This is a genomic window from Hymenobacter terricola (assembly GCF_017921975.2).
In the GTDB taxonomy this organism is placed as follows: Bacteria; Bacteroidota; Bacteroidia; order Cytophagales; family Hymenobacteraceae; genus Hymenobacter; species Hymenobacter terricola.
Genome location: NZ_JAGEMO020000077.1, coordinates 1 through 18,423, shown reverse-complemented (window position 1 = coordinate 18,423; position 18,423 = coordinate 1). Strand labels below are relative to the sequence as shown.

Below are 18,423 nucleotides of genomic sequence, written 5' to 3'. Positions count from 1 at the left end.
ATAATTTTTCAAGCAGCAAGCTCAGAAAAAAATACTGATGAACCGCAGGCCAATAAAAAAAGGGCCGGAAGCAATTGCTTCCGGCCCTTCTCAACGGTTTACAAAATCCGCGAAATCCACGAGATTATTTGCCGTCCACTTCTTCGTAGTCCACGTCGGTGACGTGGTCGCCGGCGGGCTGGCCCTGGCCGTCGCCGTTCGAGGGCTGGCCGTCGGCGCCGGGGAAACCACCGGCACCGGGCTGGCCACCTTCGGCGCCGCCAGCGGCGTACATCTCCTGCGAGGCAGCCTGCCAGGCGGCGTTGATGGCCGTCATGGCGGTGTCAATGGCCGCGAGGTCCTTGCTTTCGTGGGCTTTCTTAAGGTCGGCCAGCGCGCCTTCGACGGCGGTTTTGTTGCCCCCGCTCAGCTTGTCGCCGTACTCTTTCAGCTGCTTCTCGGTTTGGAAAATCATCGAGTCGGCGGCGTTCACTTTCGTGATGCGCTCGGTTTCGGCTTTGTCCGACTCGGCGTTGGCAGCGGCTTCGTCGCGCATGCGCTTGATGTCGTCCTCGCTCAGGCCGCTGCTGGCTTCGATGCGGATTTTCTGCTCTTTGCCGGTGCCTTTGTCCTTGGCGGTTACGTTCAGGATGCCGTTGGCGTCGATGTCGAAGATTACCTCAATCTGCGGCACGCCACGGGGGGCGGGCGGGATGCTGTCGAGGTGGAACTTGCCGATGGTGCGGTTCTGACTGGCCAGGGGCCGCTCGCCTTGCAGCACATGGATTTCCACCGAAGGCTGCGAATCCGAAGCCGTGGAGAAGGTTTCCGATTTCTTGGTGGGGATGGTCGTGTTCGACTCGATGAGCTTGGTCATCACGCCGCCCATCGTCTCAATGCCGAGCGACAGCGGGGTCACGTCGAGCAGCAGCACGTCTTTCACTTCGCCGGTGAGCACACCGCCCTGGATAGCGGCACCGATGGCCACTACTTCGTCGGGGTTCACGCCTTTCGAAGGCTTCTTGCCGAAGAATTTCTCCACTTCCTCCTGGATGCGGGGAATGCGGGTCGAGCCACCCACGAGGATAACCTCGTTGATGTCGGAAGTCGACAAACCGGCGTCCGACAAGGCTTTTTTTACGGGCTCCATCGAGCGGCGCACGAGGTCGTCGGCGAGCTGCTCAAATTTGGCGCGGCTCAGCTTCACCACCAGGTGCTTGGGGCCCGAGGCCGTAGCGGTGATGTAGGGCAGGTTGATTTCGGTTTCGGTCGAGCTGGAGAGCTCCACTTTGGCTTTTTCAGCGGCTTCTTTCAAGCGCTGGAGGGCCATGGGGTCGTTGCGCAGGTCGAGGCCTTCGTTGTCCGACTTGAACTGGTCGGCCAGGAAGTTGATGATAACCTGGTCGAAGTCGTCGCCGCCGAGGTGGGTGTCGCCGTTGGTGCTCAGCACTTCAAACACGCCATCGCCAAGCTCCAGAATGGAGATATCAAACGTGCCACCGCCGAGGTCATACACGGCGATTTTCTGGTCTTTGTGCTTCTTGTCGAGGCCGTATGCCAGGGCTGCGGCGGTGGGCTCGTTGATGATGCGCTTCACGTCGAGGCCGGCAATGGCACCGGCTTCTTTCGTGGCCTGGCGCTGGGCGTCGTTGAAGTACGCGGGCACCGTGATAACGGCTTCGGTGACGGGCTGGCCGAGGTAATCCTCCGCGGTTTGCTTCATTTTCTGAAGCACCATGGCCGAGATTTCCTGCGGCGTATAGTTGCGGTCGCCGATTTTGACGGCTACCGTATTGTTGGCGCCGGGCACCAAATCATAGGCTACGTACTTGCTTTCGGCGGTTACTTCCGAAAACTGGCGGCCCATGAAGCGCTTGATGCTGGCGATGGTGTTTCTGGGGTTGGTCACGGCCTGGCGCTTGGCCGGGTCGCCCACTTTGCGCTCGCCCTTGCCCCCGTCGAGGAAAGCGACGATGCTGGGGGTGGTGCGGCGGCCTTCGCTGTTGGGGATGACCACGGGTTCGTTGCCTTCCATTACGGCCACGCACGAGTTGGTGGTGCCGAGGTCAATGCCGATTATTTTGCCCATGAGAGGGGTGTGTTGGTTAAGTGTGGAGGTTGTCAGGTTCGAAGCAGCGTTGCCGCCGCTACCGGGGGGGTACAAGCAACGTACCAGCGTCGTTTTGGTGACAGTTTGTCACCGATTTGGCGCTTGGTGGCGGTTTCTCCGACGCGGTGGCCTGAATTGTTTCGGGCGGGTGTTGTTTTCCTGACAAGGGGGCGGAAAGTATGCTTTCTTGCCGCTGAATTCACAGCGAACTGCCGTCCATATGCTCAATATTATCCTTCCGAGCCTGCCTTACCAGCGCACCGTTGACCCAATGTGGCAAGAGGAAATGGACGTTGCCCGTAGCTGTGGCTACTCGGTGTGTCTTTTTGATTCAGAGCAGGAAAAACTTTATCAGCAGCCCAATCCGCAACGGCCTAGCTTATATAGAGGCTGGATGTTGTCAGTTGCTGAATACCAGAATCTGGCGAACATGACGCCGCTATTGGTTTCGAGCGATATGTATTTGGCTTCGCATCAGGCGACTGGCTGGTACGATTCAATTTCGGGTTTCACCCCACGAAGCAGCTTTGTTGCTGCCGGGGATGCTGAAGCGGCTGTTGAATCTTTCATGCAACAGACCGGCAAGTGTTTTATCAAAGGGTTGACCAAGTCATTTGGCCCAGAATCGGTAATTGCTTCGCGGACCGAATTCGATGTGCTGTGGCAAAAGCATGAGGTGGCCCCGCCGGATTTGCTGTTTGTGCGGGAGTTCGTCGGACTATCAAGCCAAGCGGAACAACGGTTCTTTGTAGTGCGGAATGAAGCTTTTGGAGCCGCAGAAACTCCATTTCCTGAAGTGCTAAGGCCAGCTTTAGAGGCTTTGAAGAGCCGGTGGTTTTACACTGTAGATATCGCTTACACTCAAACCGGTCAACCCATAATAATTGAGGTTGGCGATGGTCAGGTTTCTGATATCAAAGAGTGGAGTGTTGCAGAATTATACGGCAGGGTTATTTCCCGGCTATCGGAGTTGGCAACTGCTTAGCAGAATCCAGAAACGCCCGCGTCTGCTGCTCCCAATCGGTCGGATAGCGTTTCCAATACGGCTCGTGGCCCACGCCGGGGAAGTCGTGGCGGGCTTTGGGACCGGCGAGGTGGGCGAGGATGGCATCGGTTTCGACGCGGGTTACGCGCGGGTCGGCAGTGCCCCAGAGCAGGAGGGTGGGCGTGTGGATGTGGGTGGCGTAGTGCTCGGCGTTGAGCCCGTAGGCCCAGAAGCCGTTTTGCACGCCGCCCCAGAACACCAGCAAATCGGCCATCGGGAATGCGGGGACGTGCATGGATTCGAAGCGGTTGTAGGCCGTCTGGCGCATGTTGCCGTAGGGGCATTCCAGGATGTTGGCGCTGGGATGGATGCCCAGCTCGGCCTCGGCACGGAGGATGGCTACGGCGCCCATGCTCACGCCGTAGAGGATGAGGGGCTTGTTTTTGGTTGCCAGTTGTTGGGTTTTGGTCGATGCGGAATCCTGTAGCCAGCGCACGGCAGCCGCCACGTCATCGGCTTCCCGGTAGCCCACGGTGGTGCGGAAACCGGCCGAATTGCCATTGCCGGCCTGGTCCACGAGCAGCACGGCGTAGCCCAGCCGACGGAAGTAGCCGGCCTCGTGGATGAGGTGCGACTTGCTGCTGGTGTAGCCGTGAAACAACGCCACCGTGCCCCGGCTGCGGCCGCTGTCGGGCCGGGCGTACCAGGCTTCGAGCGGGCCGTTGGGGCTGGCGATGGTCACGGTTTCGACCGGGAAAGCGGGCTTGGGGCCGTTGAAGGGCTTGGGGTTGCGGATGCCGGTGAGCAGCAGCCACAGCTTCTGGCCGGGGCCCAGCTGCTCGGGGTTGGGCGAGTGCAGGCCGGGCTCGTTGGAGAAGTGCGTGAAGCGCCAGGCGTGGAAAAAGGCCACGGCATTCATGGCCCCGAAGCCGGTGAGAAGCAGCAGGAGCAGCCAGCGGCGGCGGGTAAAGTGGTGTTTCATCGGCAGGAAAAGCGCCTAGTAACGCCGCACCGCGCCGGATATTTTCCGCAGCCCTGCCACTTCGGCGGCGGTCAGGTCGCGCCACTCGCCGGGCTGCAGGCCGGTCAAGGGCAATTCGCCCAGGCGGGCCCGCACCAGGCGCAGGCAGGGGAGGCCCACGGCCGCGCACATTTTGCGCACCTGCCGGTTCATGCCCTGCGAAATGCTGATTTCGAGCCAGCTGGTGGGGATATTGGCCCGGTAGCGGATACCTGGGGTGCGCGCCCACAGGCCGGCCGGCTCGGGGATTTCGGTGGCGCGGGCGGGGTCGCAGAGGCCGTCTTTTATCTGCACGCCGCGCCGCAGATGTCCCAACGCTTCGGCTGAAACGAGGCCTTCGACCTGCGCCCAGTAGGTTTTCGGGACTTTGAATCTGGGGTCGCTGAGGCGGTGCTGGAGGGCTTTGTCGTCGGTGAGCAGGAGCAGGCCCTCGCTGTCAAAATCGAGCCGGCCGACGGGGTACACGTCGGGCACGGGTACGAAATCCTTGAGCGTGGCGCGGCCGTGCTCGTCGGTGAACTGGGTGAGGACTTCGTAGGGCTTGTTGAGGAGGAGGTAACGCATGGTAGGAACGCGCCACGGCGCGTTCGGGCGCGTGGGCAGTATTCAATAATAGTACGTTCAACGATTGAACGCGCCGTGGCGCGTTCCTACCACCAGTGTTGCTGCGGCAGCGCGGTGCCCAAAGTTACCGGCTCGCCGAGGTGTGGCGTGGTGATGACCTGGCCCAGGCGCGCCGCCTCGGTAGTGGCGCGGGTCACGGGCTCGTTCCAGGCGTGGAGCGACTCGGTGAAGGCGCCCCAGTGCACGGGCAGCATCACGGCGGCGCGCACGTCGCGGGCGGCCTGCACGCTTTGCTCGGGGCGCATGTGGATGTCGGCCCAGCTGTCGTTGTACTGGCCGCATTCCACAAGGGCCAAATCAAAAGGCCCGTACTGCCGGCCGATGGCGGCGAAGTGCGGGCCGTAGCCGCCATCGCCGGTGTAGAACACGCGCTTGGCGGGGGCCTGCATCACCCAGGAGCACCAGAGCGTGGAATTGCGGTTGCCCAGGCCCCGGCCCGAAAAGTGGCGGCTGGGCGTGCAGCGCAGCGTGAGGCCGGGGATTTTGGCGCTGTCGCCCCAGCTCATTTCGGTGATGCGCTCCGCCGGCACGCCCCAGCGGCGCAGGTGCGGCCCGATGCCCAGCGGCACGTAGAAATGCCCCACTTTGTCCTGGATTTTGCGGATGGTGGCGTAGTCGAGGTGGTCGTAGTGGTCGTGGGAGATGAGGACGGCGGCGATGGCCGGCAGTTTTTCGGGCGCGATGGCCAGGGTGCGGTTGTAGCGGTTGGGCGTGGCCCAGCTCACGGGGCCCATCTCAATGTTCAGCATGGGGTCGAGCAGGATATTCTGGCCAGCAATTTCGACCAGGCTGGCCGAGTGGCCGAACCACGTTACGCGCACCATTTCGGGTGTTTTTCGGGTGATGGCCAGCGAATCGAGGGGCTGGGTGGGCAGCTGACGGGATGGCTCGGCCTGCGGCGATTTATGAAACAGAAACTTCCACATCACCGACGGCATGCTGCCGCCCGTCAGCTCGCGGGTCGGAATCAGGTTGAAGAATTCGCCCTTCTTCTCATCGTAGTGGCCCGATTTTATGTATGTCTGCACCTCGGTTTTGGTGGGTTTGCCGCCCAGCTGCGGGCTGAGACTGATGAAGGCCACGGTGGCTATCATCATTGCGCCGAGTAAGCCGCTGGTTGCCATGAGGAAGGTTTTTAGGGGGTTGCGCATTGGTCCGGCAAATGCTTTAGGCTTGCGGCGTGGGGCGGCTGTGGGCCAGGGCCACAATGTCCAGCACTTCCAGCACGGGCTTGGGCGCGCCGTCCTGCGCGGCAATAATCATGGCCTGCGCTACTTCCCGCAAGGTGCTGGCGAAGGAGGGGGCCAGCCGGCGCACCAGCGGGTAGAGCACGCCCAGGGCGCGGCCCCAGCCCGGCACGTTGCGCTGGCCGGGCATGGGGTGCATGTAGCCCGGCCGGAACATGTAGGCCTGCCGAAAGGGCAGGGCCAGCAGCTCGTTTTCGGTGCGGCCCTTCACGCGGGCCCAGTGCTGGCGGCTGGTTTCGGAGCTGTCGGTGCTGGCCCCGGATACGTAGATGAACGTCATCGTTGGGTTGAGGCGCCCGAGGGTTTCGGCCACGGCCAGCGTCAGGTCGTGGGTGATGCGCTCGTATTCCTCCTTCGAAATGCCCACTGATGAGATGCCCGCGCAGAAAAAACAGGCGTTGTAGCCCGTCAGCTGGCTTTCGACGGCGCTCAGGTTTGCCAAATCGGGTACCAGCAGCTCGGTCATTTTGGGGTGTTGGCGGCCGGTGGGCTTGCGGGTGAGCACCAGTACGTGCTCCACATCAGCGTTTTGCAGGCATTCGAGGAGGACGCCCTCGCCCACCATGCCGGTGGCCCCGGTTAGGATGGCTCGTGTTTTCATAATCGGTTCGGTAAAGTAGGAGGGAGGACGGTTTGGGGGCGGTTCTACCTTACGACGAACGATAAAAGAACGTCATGCAGAGCGCAGCGAAGCATCTTTACCGCGCAAGTAATCAACGGCAATCGCTCCGTCGCTTTACCCCTCCCAAGTTTCCAAATCAATGGGTTGCCAGGTTGGATTGAACGCCTGAATCAGCGCGTCGTTTTTGGCGCGACTCCAGCCTTTCAATACTTTTTCGCGGGCTATTGCCTGCGTAGGGTCAGGCGATATCTCGAAATAAACCAGCAAGTCAGCTTGATATCGGCCGGTGAATTTGCTGGCATCACCTCGGCCGGTGCTGTGTTCGTAGAGCCTGCGGGGCAAATCGTTGGTTACGCCAATGTAGAGAACCGTGCGGCCGGTGTTGGTGAGGATGTAGACGTACATCAGTCATTCAGCTCAACGAAGCGGTTAATCTGGATTACTTGCGCGGTAAAGATGCTTCGCTGCGCTCTGCATGACGTTCTTTTATCGTTCTACTCTACACGCGGCCCGAATACTTCCGCACGGCCCATTCCACCGTCAAAAAGCCCAGAATCACGAAGAAAATCCACTTCAGATTTATCAAATCCTTCAAATCCTCCTCCGAAGAAATAACCGGCTTGTAATTCGCTTTCTCAATGTCCTGGGCCAGCTTATCGAACTGCGACGGATAGTAGAGCTTTGAGCCGCTGCGGCGCGAAAGCTGCGCCAATAGGTTATGGTCGGCTTTCGATTCCAGGGCTTCCAAAGGCTGCGACTGGACCAGCAGCTCGCCGGTATCCTGTTGCGCCTGGCCGCCCAATGTGGCGCGGGCCTGGTAGCGGTAGAGGCCGGCCGGCAGCGGGCCCAGGTGCAGGGGCGAGCCGTCTTCAGCATTGGCGAAGGAGAAGCGACGGGCTTGCTTTTTCTCGTCGCTTAAAACCAGGTCGATTTTCTGGTTGTAGAGGCGCTCGAAGACGGCGTTGTAGGTTTCGGCCCCGAGCGTCACGTCGTCCTGGGTGCCGAAGGCATCCTGCGTGGGGTACACGTCGAGGCGCTTTTTGTTGGCGTTTTGGGTGAGGAGCTGGAGCGTGCGGATGACGAGGCGGTCGTAGGCTTCGGGCTTGTCGTCGTGGGCCACGGCTTCGCTCAGGCGCCACTGCCAGCTGCCGTCGGTGAGGAGGGTGGCCTGGCGGTGGTCGGCCGGGCCGCCAAAAACCAGCAGCGGCTTCTGGGTGGGCACGCGGCCCACTTGCTGCCAGAGGGCAGCCTCGGCCCCGGCCCCGAGGCGGTAGTCGCCGAAGGGCACCGGCGCGGGCGGGTACTGCGCGAAGCGGCGGGCCGATTCTTCATCGGTGGCGAAGCGGGCGAAGCCGGGATTGGGCACGGGCGTCACCTCATCGGTCTGCGCCCCGCGCGGCTGGATGGTGAGGCCGGTGCCGAGCTGGTTGTAGGCCGCCAGGTCCGACTGCGCGCCGAGGATGTAGAAGGCGGGCGTTTTGCGGGCTTTCACCTGGGCCAGAATCTCGTTGCCGAGGCCGCCCTGAGCCGGCAGCTGGTGCAGGATGGCCACGTCGAAATCAGCCCCGGCCTTGAGCGGGTCCACGCCGGGCAGGGCCAGGGTGAGGTCGAAGTTGTCGTTGGCCAGGATGGCGGCGCGCAGGGCTTTCAAATCGGGGTGCGGGGCGGCGCCGGCCAGCAGCACGCGCAGCTTGCCCTTCACGATTTCGACGAAGGCCGTGCGCTGGTTGTTCAGCTCGGTAAACTCGCCGGGCTGCGGCGTGATGCGCACCTCGTAGCGGCGCTTGCCCGGCGCGGGCGCCGTGATTTGGAAGGTGGCTTTGACGCGGCGGCGGCCGGCGGGCAGGGCCACGCGGCGGGTGTCGAGCACGCGGCTGCCCTCGCGCAGCTCTACGGTGGCCGTGCCGCCGGCGTAGCCTTCGAAACCCAATTCGGCCTCAATGGGGAATTTATTGCCGCTGAAAGCCACGCGGTTGTAGGTGAGGCCGGTGAGGCGCAGGTCGCGTTTGGGGATGGTGTCGCCCACCGCCACGCTGTAAATCGGGAAGCTGAACTCGGAGTAGGCGGGGCTGCGGCCCTGGTTCACGAGGCCATCGCTCACGAGGACCACGCCGGCCAGGTTGCGGCCATCGTAGGCGTCGCGGGTGCCAGCCAGGAGCTGGTCGAGGTCGGTGGTGGCGGCCGAGAAGCGCAGCGAATCGGGCCGGGCCGGGCGGCCGGGCGTGGGCGTCAGGGTGCGGGTTTCGACGGTGAAGCCCCGGCCGCGCAGCGTCTCGGCCAGCCTGGTGAGGCCGCTGGTGGCCTGGATGAGCACGTTTTTGGGCGTGAACAGCGCTACCGACTGTGAGTTATCGACGGCCAGCACCACGGTGGGCTGCTCGGTGTGCGTGGTGGTGGTTTTGATGAACGGGGCCAGCAGCAGGTAGCACAAAAAGCTCACCACGGCGAAGCGCAACGCCGCCAGCGTATAATTCAGGCGCGTGCTCCACGGCGCTTTGGCCGAGTACTGAAGGGCGGCGTAGCCCGCGCCCACGGCCAGGCAAAGCAGGATAAACCAGGAGGAATATTGAGTGGTCAGCAAAAGTGTCAGTGATGAAAACAGCGAGGCTGGAAAAGCAAGAGGCTAGAATTCTAGCAGGGCTTGGGCTGGAGAAATTACTGGCAGGGAATTGGTCTGAAAGTCCTTGGTGTCACGAGTAACGATAGCTGAAACCGACGCAGATAATGCTGAATGCCGTCCTCAAAATCTTTGAATGAGCTAGCCAAAGCCTGTCGAATAACAACATCATCAATGGCTACAATTCGTACTAGCCGCTCCAATCTCACGAGTAATTCACGAGCATATTCAGCCGTTCCAGTCCGGCGGATGATGTAATAAATGTTGGCAAATGACAGACTGGCTACGCGCAGGCGAACCTGCTTATCAAAGCTAGCCTGCATCGATTCGGCCGCACCCGCCCAAAAAGGCTCCCGATGGGCCAGAAAGTCGATAACAATGTTGGTATCCAGAAAATAGTGCTTCATAAACACTCCCGCTCACTAATAGCCTCGCCCAGAACGGTTTTGTAATCGAAGTCAGGAAGCAGGGAAATGCACCCGGAAAGTGCTTCGACTTCGGGTGATAGAGGGCGACGCTTGCGGGCCGGTAGCGCCACCACCGGCCGCAACAGCTCCGCCACCAGCACCGATAAATCGGTGCCCGTGCGCTGGGCATACTCCTGGGCCTGCCGGGCCAAATCGTCGTCGAAGGTGAGCGTGAGGGTGGACATGGTGAGCAAGATAGGTCGTAAAACACCGGGCAACCGCCCTAAAGGTCGGCCCGCGCCGCCAAAGTTGCCGCCGGCCGCTGGTTCAACGCAGGGGGAAGGTAACCGGTTTGGCGCAGTTGGGCGGGGGGCGGCGGGAAGAAAAAGGCCGTTTCCAGCGACATGTAGTGACTTGGGATGCCCAAGTAGCCTCTCCGGATGCCCAAGTGACGTCTCCGGATAGCCAGATAGCCTCTCTGGATGGCTAAGTGGCATCTCTGGATAGTCAAATGGCCTCTCTGGATGGCTAAGTGACGTCTGTGGGTAGGCAAGTGGCACGTCTGGATGGCTAAGTCGTGTCTCCGGAGAGGCAACTGGTAGCTCCCGCTAACCAAGTGGCTGCTCGGGAGGGCCCGCCACCGGCTTGGTGGGGCCAGCCGGCGGCTGGGCTACCGGCGGAGCACGGTAACCAGTTCGGGACTATTAAAGAGGCTGACCGGCGAAATGACGGTTTCATTCAGCGGCAAGCTGTCGCCGTAGCGCTCCCGCAGCTTGGCCTGCACGGCGGGGTGGTTCAGGTCGAAATCGCGCAGGTGCTGGAGCTGCCCCAGCTGCCGGCCGAGCCCGCGCTCGTACACTTTCCAGATGAGCTCGGAGCAGTAAATCCGGTCGTCGGACCAGCCGAAATACAGGTCGTACTTGTGGCCCAGCAGGGGCTGCCCGGCCGCTTTGAGGCGGGCCAGGGCGGCGGGGGTGAGGGCGGTGGCCGCGTCGCCCAGCCGCTTGGTGACGAAGTGGCCGCCCTGGCCCCGCGCCACCCAATCGGCCAGCGGCGTGCGCTTCACCGGCTGCACGGCTTCGAACACCTGCCAGTTTTCCCCTTCTTTATACACAATGCCGCAGTGGCTCCAGGCCGAGTGCGTGGCCAGCTGAATGGCCCGGCTCTGGGCCGATTGGGAGGTGTGGAAAATCAGGTCGCCGTCGCGGAGCTGGGGCGCTATTTGGGCGGTAGTGGCCTCAGCGGCGCGGTGGCTCTGGAAGCGGAGCAGGCGCGGGTAGGCGGCGGGGGCGCATACCGATAAGAATACCCCAAGCGTTACTATTGCTACTCCAATTCTGGTGCGAAGTAAAACCTCGAAAAAACGGCCCATCGGGTTTGCCTAATTATGAAAAGGATAAGCCGGAAAGAACCCTATCTAAAAGTGCTGACTTCAAAATGGGTAACCTTCCCGTTGCTGTTGATTCTAGGCTTTGCTGGCGGATTTATTAGCGCCGGCTACGGCTGGGCAAAAAGCGGTTATCAGTTTTTGCCGTCAGAAATCATTATAAAGCCACCTCCGCCTGGCACAACTTGGTGCTTCCCCGATGTGGGTTTCAGCAGGGCTGAGAAATTCAAAAGAAACCTTGATGAGCGGATGGCTTCAACTCATTTAGGTCGGTATAATGATTCAATAGTGAGAAGCAGCATAGACGGAATAAATACGGATGGTTTATGCTCCTACTATCTAATGAACGTCGGACCCAAACGGTTTAATGTTATTTTCACGGCTAGAGGTGGCTTTACTCCGCACAGCAACTACACACTGGTAACTGAAACAGGCTGTTATTATCTATACCCCATCCCCAAAAGGAGGAGTAACGATTATGACAGCCTGTTTCAGGAATGGATGAAGCGGTAGGAAAAGCCTTGGATAAGCGACGTCTTACGTCAGCATCCCGCCATCCACTTGCAGCACCTGGCCGGTGATGTAGGCCGAATCATCGGAGGCCAGAAAAGCCGTCGCCTTCGCCACGTCCTCCGGCCGGCCGCCGCGTTTGAGCGGGATGGCCTTGCGCCACTCTTCCAGCTGCTTGGGGTCGAGGGCGTCGGTCATTTCGGTTTCGATGAAGCCGGGGGCCACGGCGTTGCAGCGGATGTTGCGCGAGCCCAGCTCCAGGGCCACCGATTTGGTGAAGCCGATGATGCCGGCCTTGCTGGCGGCGTAGTTGGCCTGCCCGGCGTTGCCCTTGATGCCCACCACGCTGGTCATGTTGATGATGGAGCCGGCTTTGGCGCGCATCATGGGCTTGGTGGCGGCTTTGGTGAGGTTGAAGACGGACTTGAGGTTCACGTTCAGCACGTTGTCCCACTGCTGCTCGCTCATGCGCATGAGCAGGCCGTCCTGGGTGATGCCGGCGTTGTTGACGAGGATGTCGAGCTTGCCGAAATCGGCCACCACGTCTTCCACCAGCTTCTCGGCCTGAGCGTAGTCGGAGGCGTCGGAGCGGTAGCCTTTTACCTTGGTGCCGGCGGCCGAAAGCTCGGTTTCCAGGGCCTGGCCTTTTTCAACTGAGGATAAATACGTGAAGGCGACATCGGCGCCGAGCTGGGCGAAATGCGCCGCGATGGCGCGGCCAATTCCTTTGGAAGCGCCCGTCACGAGGGCCACTTTTCCGGTGAGTGTGTTGGTCATGGGGCGAAGGTAAGTAGCGCACACGTAGCGCGGACTTTGTAGTCCGCGTGTCTGAACGGTTGAAATGGCGCGGGGGCGCGGACTACAAAGTCCGCGCTACGTTCGCGCGACATCGGCCTAACTTCGCCTCATATTATGCCTTACCACGACATCTGCATCCTGGGCGCGGGCCCCGGCGGGGCCGCCGCCGCCCTGCACCTCGCCAACGCCGGCCACGCCTGCCTGCTGCTGGACCGCGCCGCTTTCCCGCGCGACAAAACCTGCGGCGATGCCCTCAGCGGCAAGGTCATCAACGAGTTGAAGCGCATCGCGCCCGGCCTGCACGCCAAGCTGGCCGCCTCGCCCCTCCAGATTCCCAGCTGGGGCATCGACTTCATCGCGCCCAACGGCCGCAAGCTCAGCATCCCCTTCAAGCCTAAGTTCGACAAAGCCGCCGATGCCACCGCCGGCCACGTCGCCAAGCGCATCGATTTCGATAATTTCCTGGTCGAAGAAGTGCGCCAGCGGCCCGAAATCGACTTCCGCGAAAACGTGGACGTGGCCCGCACCGAGCGCACGCTCGCCGGCTGGCAGCTCTTCGACAAAGCCGGCCAGCAAATCGCCACCTGCCGCCTGCTCCTCGTCGCCAACGGTGCCCAGTCCGAGTTCGCCCGCAAAGTGGCCGGCCACGCCCTGGAGCCCGACCACCACTGCGCCGGCCTGCGCACCTACTACGACGGCGTGAGCGGGATGAGCCCCGATAATTTCATCGAGCTGCACTTCATCAAGGACTTTCTGCCGGGCTACCTCTGGGTCTTCCCGCTGCCCAACGGTCAGGCGAACGTGGGCGTGGGCATGCTCTCGAAAACCGTGGCCGATAAGAAAATCAACCTGCGCCAGCGGCTCGACGAGATTCTGACCACGCACCCGGCGCTGGCCCCGCGCTTCGTGGGGGCCACGCGGCTGGGGCCGGTGAAGGGTTTCGGCCTGCCGCTGGGCTCGAAGCGGCGGGCGCTGTCGGGGGCCGGCTATTTCCTGCTCGGCGATGCCGGCTCGCTCATCGACCCGTTTTCGGGCGAGGGCATTTCGCACGCCATGGTGAGCGGCCGGCACGCCGCCATCTGGGCCGCGGAGGCGGTGAAAAAGAACGATTTCAGCCCCGAATTCCTGAAGAATTACGACAAAGCCGTGTACAACCGCCTCGGCCAGGAGCTGCGCCTGAGCCGCGTGATGCAGCGGCTGCTGAACTTCCCCAGCCTGTTCAACATCGTGGCCAACCGCGCGGTGAGCAACCCCACACTGGCCGCCACGCTCTCCATGATGTTTATGGATTTGGACCTGCGCGAGCAGCTGCGCAAACCCGGCTTCTACTTCAAGCTGCTGTTTGGCGGGAAGTAGCTTGGCCTCGGCGAGTCCGGGCGCGAGCGCAGCGAGCATCCCGCGTCTGTTGAGTCGGGGCTTTTGCCTTACGGTTCTCCCAATTCCTATCGCACGATGCTCGCTGCGCTCGCACTCGCCGAGGCCAAGCTACTTTCTAGTGCTGGCCGGGCTTGGGGTGGTAGCCGCCGGTGCGGGCCGCCGGGGCAGGCTTGATGGGTGCTTTGCCTTCCTCGTTGCCCACGTAGCGCTTCAGGCTTTTGGCGGCTTCGGGGTTGAGCTTGGCGGCCTGTTCCAAATCGCGCCGGGCTTCCGAGAGTTTATCAAACGAGGAATAGCTGATGCCGCGGTATTCCCAGGCGTCAGCGTAGGTTGAATCGAGTTGGATGGCCCTCGTAAAGTCGGCCACGGCGGGCTTGTACTGGTACATCTGCATCTTGGCTACGCCCCGGCCAAAATACGACTCCTTGTCATCGGCCCGGTACTTGATGGCACCGGAGAAATCAACCGAAGCAGCTTTGTACTGTTTCATCATCAGGCGGTTGACGCCGCGATTGTAGTAGGCATCGGGGTTGTTGCGCTGGTATTTGATGGCCGCCGTGTAGTCGGGCAGGGCCTCGGCGTACTGCCTGAGGTAGCTCTTGGCCTTGGCCCGCTGCAGCAGCGCGGCCGGGTCTTTGGGGTTGCCCTTGAGGGTGGCATCGGCGGCGGTGAGCATGTTGCGGTAATCAACCACCGACATCTTCTTTTCCTTGGCCCGTTCGGCCGACGCCGCCGCCGCCGACAGCGCATTCGGGTCCGGCCGGTCGGCAGCCAGGGCGGAGGCCGAAGCGGCATCGGAGGCCACGGCCGTGGCGGGCGTGGCGTCAATGCCATTGGCCGGGCTGGGGGTACGGGCATCGGGGGCCGTGGTGGCGGCCCCGGTCGAGTCGGGCCGGCGGGCGTCCGTCGCCGTGGGCGCCGTCATGAGCTGGCTCGTGTTGGAGGGCTTCTCCTTCTCGGTAACGGTGGTGGCGCAGCTGGTGAGGAAAGCCAGCAGCCCGAGGGCCGCCAAAGGAGCGCGGAAAATTGATTTCATGAATGCAGAATGATGAGGGCCACGGCGAGCTGCGCCGTAGCCGGAGGCTTATACGGAGACAACGCAATAGTAGCTGTAGCACGTACTGCGGCCCTACTTTGTTGCGTGTCCGAATCGGGAAGAGCAGAATAGCGATGGGGGGCGGGAGCGCGGTTATCTTTGCGGCCACAATTGGGTGGGTCCCCCAGCCGGGCCCGGTGTACTTTTTTTCTTTCCGAGAATTTTATGGCATTGCAATTTGATTTGGTCGTGGTCGGCAGCGGCCCCGGCGGGTACGTGGCCGCCATTCGGGCGTCGCAACTGGGCTTGAAAGTGGGCGTAATCGAGCGCGAGTCGCTGGGTGGCATCTGCCTCAACTGGGGCTGCATCCCCACCAAAGCCCTGCTCAAATCGGCGCAGGTATTCGAATACCTCAACCACGCCGGCGATTACGGCCTCAAGGCCGAAGGCATTGGCTACGACTTCGGCGCCGTCATCAACCGGAGCCGCGGCGTGGCCGACGGCATGAGCAAGGGCATCAACTTCCTGTTCAAAAAGAATAAGATTGAGGCCGTGATGGGCACCGGCAAAGTGGTGGCCCCCGGCAAAGTGGAGGTGACCAAGGCCGACGGCAGCAAGGAAATGGTGGAAGCCAAATCCATCATCCTGGCTACCGGAGCCCGCTCGCGCGAGCTGCCCACCATGCCGGTTGATAACGTAAAAATCATCGGCTACCGCAAGGCCATGACCCTGGAGCAACTGCCCAAGCGCCTCGTGGTGGTGGGCTCGGGCGCCATCGGCGTCGAGTTTGCCTATTTCTACCGCACCATGGGTTCGGAGGTGACGGTGGTGGAGTACCTGCCCCGCATCGTGCCGGTGGAGGACGAGGAAGTATCGCGCCAGATGGAGAAGTCGTTCCGCAAAATCGGCGTCAACGTGCTCACCAGCGCCGAAGTAACCAAAGTGGACACCAGCGGCGCGGGCTGCCGGGTAACCGTTAAAACCGCCAAGGGTGAGCAGGTAATTGAGTGCGACGTGGTGCTGAGCGCCGTGGGCGTGACCACCAACCTGGAAAACATCGGCATCGAAGAGCTGGGCATCAAAGTGGAGCGCGGCCGCGTGCTGGTCGACGATTTCTACCAGACCAACGTGCCCGGCATCTATGCCATCGGCGACATCATTCCCGGCCCCGCGCTGGCCCACGTCGCCTCGGCCGAAGGCATTATCTGCGTTGAGAAAATTGCCGGCCATCACCCCGAGCCGCTCAATTACCAGAACATCCCCGGCTGCACCTACGCCTCGCCCGAAATCGCCAGCGTGGGCTACACCGAAGCCGAAGCCAAGGAAAAAGGCTACGACATTCTGGTGGGAAAATTTCCCTTCTCCGCCTCGGGCAAAGCCGCCGCTGGTGGCGTGAAAGACGGCTTCGTGAAGGTAATCTTCGATAAGAAATACGGCGAATGGCTCGGGGCCCACATGATTGGCTCGAACGTGACCGAAATGATTGCCGAAGTAGTGGTGGCCCGCAAGCTGGAAACCACCGGCCACGAAATCATTAAGTCGGTGCACCCGCACCCCACCATGTCGGAAGCCATTATGGAAGCCGCCGCGGCGGCGTACGGCGAGGTGATTCACTTGTAGAATTTGCCTGTTGAAAACGAAAGGGGCCCGGCTGATTCAGCCGGGCCCCCTTTCGTTTTTAGCGGTTACATTGCTTCTGTAATTCCTCGTTTAAGATGACCCCTACAAATAACATTCTGCTCTACCAGGCACCTGATGGGCAAACACAACTAGAAGTACAGTTGGACCACGAAACCGTGTGGCTGACGCAGGCGCAGATGGTTCAGCTTTTCGACACAACCAAGCAAAATGTAAGCCTTCACGTCAGGAATCTTTTTCGTGAAGGAGAATTGAATGAAGCGGCAGTTGTCAAGGATTCCTTGACAACTGCCGCTGACGGTAAGCAATACCGCACCAAACATTATAATCTGGACGTCATAATATCGGTCGGCTACCGGGTCAAGTCTTTGCGCGGTACTCATTTCCGCCAGTGGGCAACCAGTATCCTGCGCCAATACCTCGTGCAGGGCTATGCCCTCAATGAGAAGCGCCTGCGCGAAAGCGCCCGCCAACTGGCCGACCTCAAGCGGCTGGTGCAGCTGCAAGGCGAAGTGGCGGCTAATCAGGAATTGACTTCCGACCAGTCAGAGGCCTTGTTGCGGGTGCTGGGTGACTATGCCCGCGCCCTCGACGTGCTTGACCAATATGACCACCAGCGCCTGCGGGTGCGCGGCACGGCTACCGAAGAGCCTTTTGAACTGACCTACGAAGCGGGCTTGGAAGCCGTGGACAGCCTGCGCACGCAGTTTGGCGGTAGTGCACTGTTTGGTCGGGAAAAAGATGCCTCATTTCAAAGTTCAGTACGGTCCATTTACCAAAGCTTTGGCGGCGAGGACTTGTATCCAAGTGTGGAGGAAAAGGCAGCTAACCTGCTGTATTTCGTGGTGAAAAACCACTCGTTTTCAGATGGGAATAAGCGCATTGCCGCCTTTCTGTTCGTATGGTTTCTGGACCGGAATAAGTGCCTGTATCACCCCGATGGCTCGCGCCGGCTGGCCGATAATGCGCTGGTGGCTCTCACGCTGCTCATCGCCGAAAGCAAGCCGGAGGACAAGGATACTATGGTCACGCTGGTGGTGAACCTGATTAACCAGGACAACTAATCCTGCACCGCTTCCAGCGGCACGGCCGGCGCGGGCGCGCCTTTCGGTCTCTGGCTCACCAGCCACACGCCCAGGAAGATGAGCACGGCCTGGCCGGCTTTGCCCCAGCTAAAACTGTCTTTGCCCAAGGCCACGGCGATGAGCACGGCCAGCACCGGCTGGAGATAGATGTACACGCCGAGCAGGGCGGGGGAGGCGTATTTCAGGGCCCAGTTGTTCAGCAAATAGGCCAGGATGGTGAGGAAAACCACCATGTAGCCGATTTCCAGCCAGATTTTCAGGGGGAAGCTGGCGTAGTTGGCCGTTAGGGCTTCCTTCCAGCCGAAGGGCACGGCGATGATGGCTCCCACCAAAAACACTCGCGCCAGCACCGCGAAGGCGTGGTACTTGCGCATCAGCGGCTGCACCAGCACCAGGTAGAGGCCGAAAACCGTGGCATTGGCCAGGATGCACAGGTTGCCGAGGGTGGCGTGCGGGTAGATGGCCGCCTGGGCGTTGCGGCTGAGGATGAGCGAGGCCGCGCCGGCTGCCCCCACGGCAATGCCCAGCACGCGCGGCAGCGTGATTTTCTCGCTCAACAAGATGGCCGAAGCAATGACTACGATAATCGGCGCGATGGTTTGCAGCAGGGAGGCGCTAATGGGCGAAGTCCAGTTCAGGCCCTTGAAAAACAGCATCTGGTTGACTCCAATGCCGCAAATGCCGCAGATAATGGAGCGTCGGTTGTCGGCCCAGCCAATGATTTTATCCCGCGGGGCCACGAAGTATTTGATGAGGGCAAAGAAGCTCGACGCGCCCAATACCCGCAGCGTCACAATGCCAAACGGGGTCATGTAAACCGGCATCACGTCTTTGGAAAGCGAATAGCTGCCGGCGTAAATGACGGCAACAATGAATAGGGCTGCGTGGACGCGGAATTGATTGGGCATAGTAGCGCGAACTTTGTGGTTCGCGTCCCCCGCGCCGGTTGCAATCGTTGAAACGGCGCGGGGGACGCGAAC

General features: G+C 61.2%; 18 protein-coding genes. 5 read left to right on the top strand and 13 right to left on the bottom strand.

Translation table 11 applies throughout. The features are described 5' to 3' along the window. Nucleotides 1–124: 124 nt before the first annotated feature. Nucleotides 125–2,068, bottom strand: a complete 1,944-nt coding sequence (gene dnaK, locus J4G38_RS23965) for a molecular chaperone DnaK (protein ID WP_210521471.1) — start codon at nucleotides 2,066–2,068, stop codon at nucleotides 125–127. Nucleotides 2,069–2,309: 241 nt separating this feature from the next. Between dnaK and J4G38_RS23960 the strand changes: the two genes are divergently transcribed. Beyond that, nucleotides 2,310–3,074, top strand: a complete 765-nt coding sequence (locus J4G38_RS23960) for an ATP-grasp domain-containing protein (RefSeq protein WP_210521472.1) — start codon at nucleotides 2,310–2,312, stop codon at nucleotides 3,072–3,074. On the opposite strand, the gene J4G38_RS23955 is transcribed toward J4G38_RS23960, so the two are convergent. The 9 genes from J4G38_RS23955 to J4G38_RS23915 all read right to left on the bottom strand — a co-directional run bounded on the left by J4G38_RS23955 (nucleotide 3,040) and on the right by J4G38_RS23915 (nucleotide 10,984). After that, nucleotides 3,040–4,056 carry an alpha/beta hydrolase gene (locus J4G38_RS23955; RefSeq protein ID WP_210521473.1) on the bottom strand — a complete coding sequence of 339 codons (1,017 nt, stop codon included), beginning with the start codon at nucleotides 4,054–4,056 and terminating at the stop codon, nucleotides 3,040–3,042. The genes J4G38_RS23960 and J4G38_RS23955 overlap by 35 nt on opposite strands. A gap of 15 nt (nucleotides 4,057–4,071) precedes the next feature. Then, on the bottom strand, nucleotides 4,072–4,659 hold the full coding sequence (locus tag J4G38_RS23950) for a pseudouridine synthase (protein WP_210521474.1): 588 nt from the start codon (nucleotides 4,657–4,659) through the stop codon (nucleotides 4,072–4,074). A gap of 86 nt (nucleotides 4,660–4,745) precedes the next feature. After that, nucleotides 4,746–5,870: an MBL fold metallo-hydrolase gene (locus tag J4G38_RS23945; protein WP_210521475.1), complete on the bottom strand. Its 1,125-nt coding sequence runs from the start codon at nucleotides 5,868–5,870 to the stop codon at nucleotides 4,746–4,748. Between the two features lie 16 nt (nucleotides 5,871–5,886). After that, nucleotides 5,887–6,567 (bottom strand): NAD-dependent epimerase/dehydratase family protein, encoded by a 681-nt coding sequence (locus J4G38_RS23940; protein ID WP_210521476.1) that lies wholly within the window; start codon nucleotides 6,565–6,567, stop codon nucleotides 5,887–5,889. 135 nt (nucleotides 6,568–6,702) lie between these two features. Continuing rightward, complete coding sequence (locus J4G38_RS23935) at nucleotides 6,703–6,993, bottom strand: GIY-YIG nuclease family protein (protein WP_210521477.1); 291 nt, start codon at nucleotides 6,991–6,993, stop codon at nucleotides 6,703–6,705. A gap of 94 nt (nucleotides 6,994–7,087) precedes the next feature. After that, nucleotides 7,088–9,169, bottom strand: a complete 2,082-nt coding sequence (locus J4G38_RS23930) for a VWA domain-containing protein (RefSeq protein ID WP_226163766.1) — start codon at nucleotides 9,167–9,169, stop codon at nucleotides 7,088–7,090. 74 nt (nucleotides 9,170–9,243) lie between these two features. Continuing rightward, nucleotides 9,244–9,612 (bottom strand): type II toxin-antitoxin system VapC family toxin, encoded by a 369-nt coding sequence (locus J4G38_RS23925; RefSeq protein WP_210521478.1) that lies wholly within the window; start codon nucleotides 9,610–9,612, stop codon nucleotides 9,244–9,246. Then, nucleotides 9,609–9,857: a DUF6364 family protein gene (locus J4G38_RS23920; RefSeq protein WP_210521479.1), complete on the bottom strand. Its 249-nt coding sequence runs from the start codon at nucleotides 9,855–9,857 to the stop codon at nucleotides 9,609–9,611. Before J4G38_RS23920 ends, J4G38_RS23925 begins: the two co-directional genes overlap by 4 nt. Nucleotides 9,858–10,282: 425 nt before the next feature. Continuing rightward, on the bottom strand, nucleotides 10,283–10,984 hold the full coding sequence (locus J4G38_RS23915) for a YiiX family permuted papain-like enzyme (protein ID WP_210521480.1): 702 nt from the start codon (nucleotides 10,982–10,984) through the stop codon (nucleotides 10,283–10,285). A 15-nt stretch (nucleotides 10,985–10,999) separates the two neighbouring features. Between J4G38_RS23915 and J4G38_RS23910 the strand changes: the two genes are divergently transcribed. After that, nucleotides 11,000–11,512, top strand: coding sequence for a hypothetical protein (locus J4G38_RS23910; protein WP_210521481.1), 513 nt, complete (start codon nucleotides 11,000–11,002; stop codon nucleotides 11,510–11,512). Between the two features lie 24 nt (nucleotides 11,513–11,536). Here J4G38_RS23910 and fabG read toward each other — a convergent pair whose 3' ends face one another. Next, the gene (fabG, locus tag J4G38_RS23905; RefSeq protein ID WP_210521482.1) at nucleotides 11,537–12,286 is read right to left on the bottom strand and encodes a 3-oxoacyl-[acyl-carrier-protein] reductase; all 750 of its coding nucleotides are present in this window, start codon (nucleotides 12,284–12,286) and stop codon (nucleotides 11,537–11,539) included. A 135-nt stretch (nucleotides 12,287–12,421) separates the two neighbouring features. On the opposite strand from fabG, the gene J4G38_RS23900 reads away from it, so the two are divergent. Then, the gene (locus J4G38_RS23900) at nucleotides 12,422–13,663 is read left to right on the top strand and encodes an NAD(P)/FAD-dependent oxidoreductase (protein ID WP_210521483.1); all 1,242 of its coding nucleotides are present in this window, start codon (nucleotides 12,422–12,424) and stop codon (nucleotides 13,661–13,663) included. Nucleotides 13,664–13,799: 136 nt separating this feature from the next. Here J4G38_RS23900 and J4G38_RS23895 read toward each other — a convergent pair whose 3' ends face one another. Then, nucleotides 13,800–14,720, bottom strand: coding sequence for a tetratricopeptide repeat protein (locus tag J4G38_RS23895; protein WP_210521484.1), 921 nt, complete (start codon nucleotides 14,718–14,720; stop codon nucleotides 13,800–13,802). A 225-nt stretch (nucleotides 14,721–14,945) separates the two neighbouring features. Between J4G38_RS23895 and lpdA the strand changes: the two genes are divergently transcribed. Beyond that, entirely contained in the window at nucleotides 14,946–16,340 is a 1,395-nt protein-coding gene (gene lpdA / locus J4G38_RS23890; protein WP_210521485.1) for a dihydrolipoyl dehydrogenase, read from the top strand. 95 nt (nucleotides 16,341–16,435) lie between these two features. Beyond that, complete coding sequence (gene rhuM, locus J4G38_RS23885; protein WP_210521486.1) at nucleotides 16,436–17,422, top strand: RhuM family protein; 987 nt, start codon at nucleotides 16,436–16,438, stop codon at nucleotides 17,420–17,422. Here rhuM and J4G38_RS23880 read toward each other — a convergent pair. Next, nucleotides 17,419–18,351: a DMT family transporter gene (locus J4G38_RS23880; protein WP_210521487.1), complete on the bottom strand. Its 933-nt coding sequence runs from the start codon at nucleotides 18,349–18,351 to the stop codon at nucleotides 17,419–17,421. The two genes, rhuM and J4G38_RS23880, sit on opposite strands and share 4 nt — an antisense overlap. Nucleotides 18,352–18,423: the final 72 nt, after the last annotated feature.

Bases quoted from the DNA above. Each gene is read 5' to 3' on its own strand.
- dnaK (WP_210521471.1), bottom strand. From the start codon at position 2,068: ATGGGCAAAATAATCGGCATTGACCTCGGCACCACCAACTCGTGCGTG.
- J4G38_RS23960 (WP_210521472.1), top strand. From the start codon at position 2,310: ATGCTCAATATTATCCTTCCGAGCCTGCCTTACCAGCGCACCGTTGAC.
- J4G38_RS23955 (WP_210521473.1), bottom strand. From the start codon at position 4,056: ATGAAACACCACTTTACCCGCCGCCGCTGGCTGCTCCTGCTGCTTCTC.
- J4G38_RS23950 (WP_210521474.1), bottom strand. From the start codon at position 4,659: ATGCGTTACCTCCTCCTCAACAAGCCCTACGAAGTCCTCACCCAGTTC.
- J4G38_RS23945 (WP_210521475.1), bottom strand. From the start codon at position 5,870: ATGCGCAACCCCCTAAAAACCTTCCTCATGGCAACCAGCGGCTTACTC.
- J4G38_RS23940 (WP_210521476.1), bottom strand. From the start codon at position 6,567: ATGAAAACACGAGCCATCCTAACCGGGGCCACCGGCATGGTGGGCGAG.
- J4G38_RS23935 (WP_210521477.1), bottom strand. From the start codon at position 6,993: ATGTACGTCTACATCCTCACCAACACCGGCCGCACGGTTCTCTACATT.
- J4G38_RS23925 (WP_210521478.1), bottom strand. From the start codon at position 9,612: ATGAAGCACTATTTTCTGGATACCAACATTGTTATCGACTTTCTGGCC.
- J4G38_RS23920 (WP_210521479.1), bottom strand. From the start codon at position 9,857: ATGTCCACCCTCACGCTCACCTTCGACGACGATTTGGCCCGGCAGGCC.
- J4G38_RS23915 (WP_210521480.1), bottom strand. From the start codon at position 10,984: ATGGGCCGTTTTTTCGAGGTTTTACTTCGCACCAGAATTGGAGTAGCA.
- J4G38_RS23910 (WP_210521481.1), top strand. From the start codon at position 11,000: ATGAAAAGGATAAGCCGGAAAGAACCCTATCTAAAAGTGCTGACTTCA.
- fabG (WP_210521482.1), bottom strand. From the start codon at position 12,286: ATGACCAACACACTCACCGGAAAAGTGGCCCTCGTGACGGGCGCTTCC.
- J4G38_RS23900 (WP_210521483.1), top strand. From the start codon at position 12,422: ATGCCTTACCACGACATCTGCATCCTGGGCGCGGGCCCCGGCGGGGCC.
- J4G38_RS23895 (WP_210521484.1), bottom strand. From the start codon at position 14,720: ATGAAATCAATTTTCCGCGCTCCTTTGGCGGCCCTCGGGCTGCTGGCT.
- lpdA (WP_210521485.1), top strand. From the start codon at position 14,946: ATGGCATTGCAATTTGATTTGGTCGTGGTCGGCAGCGGCCCCGGCGGG.
- rhuM (WP_210521486.1), top strand. From the start codon at position 16,436: ATGACCCCTACAAATAACATTCTGCTCTACCAGGCACCTGATGGGCAA.
- J4G38_RS23880 (WP_210521487.1), bottom strand. From the start codon at position 18,351: ATGCCCAATCAATTCCGCGTCCACGCAGCCCTATTCATTGTTGCCGTC.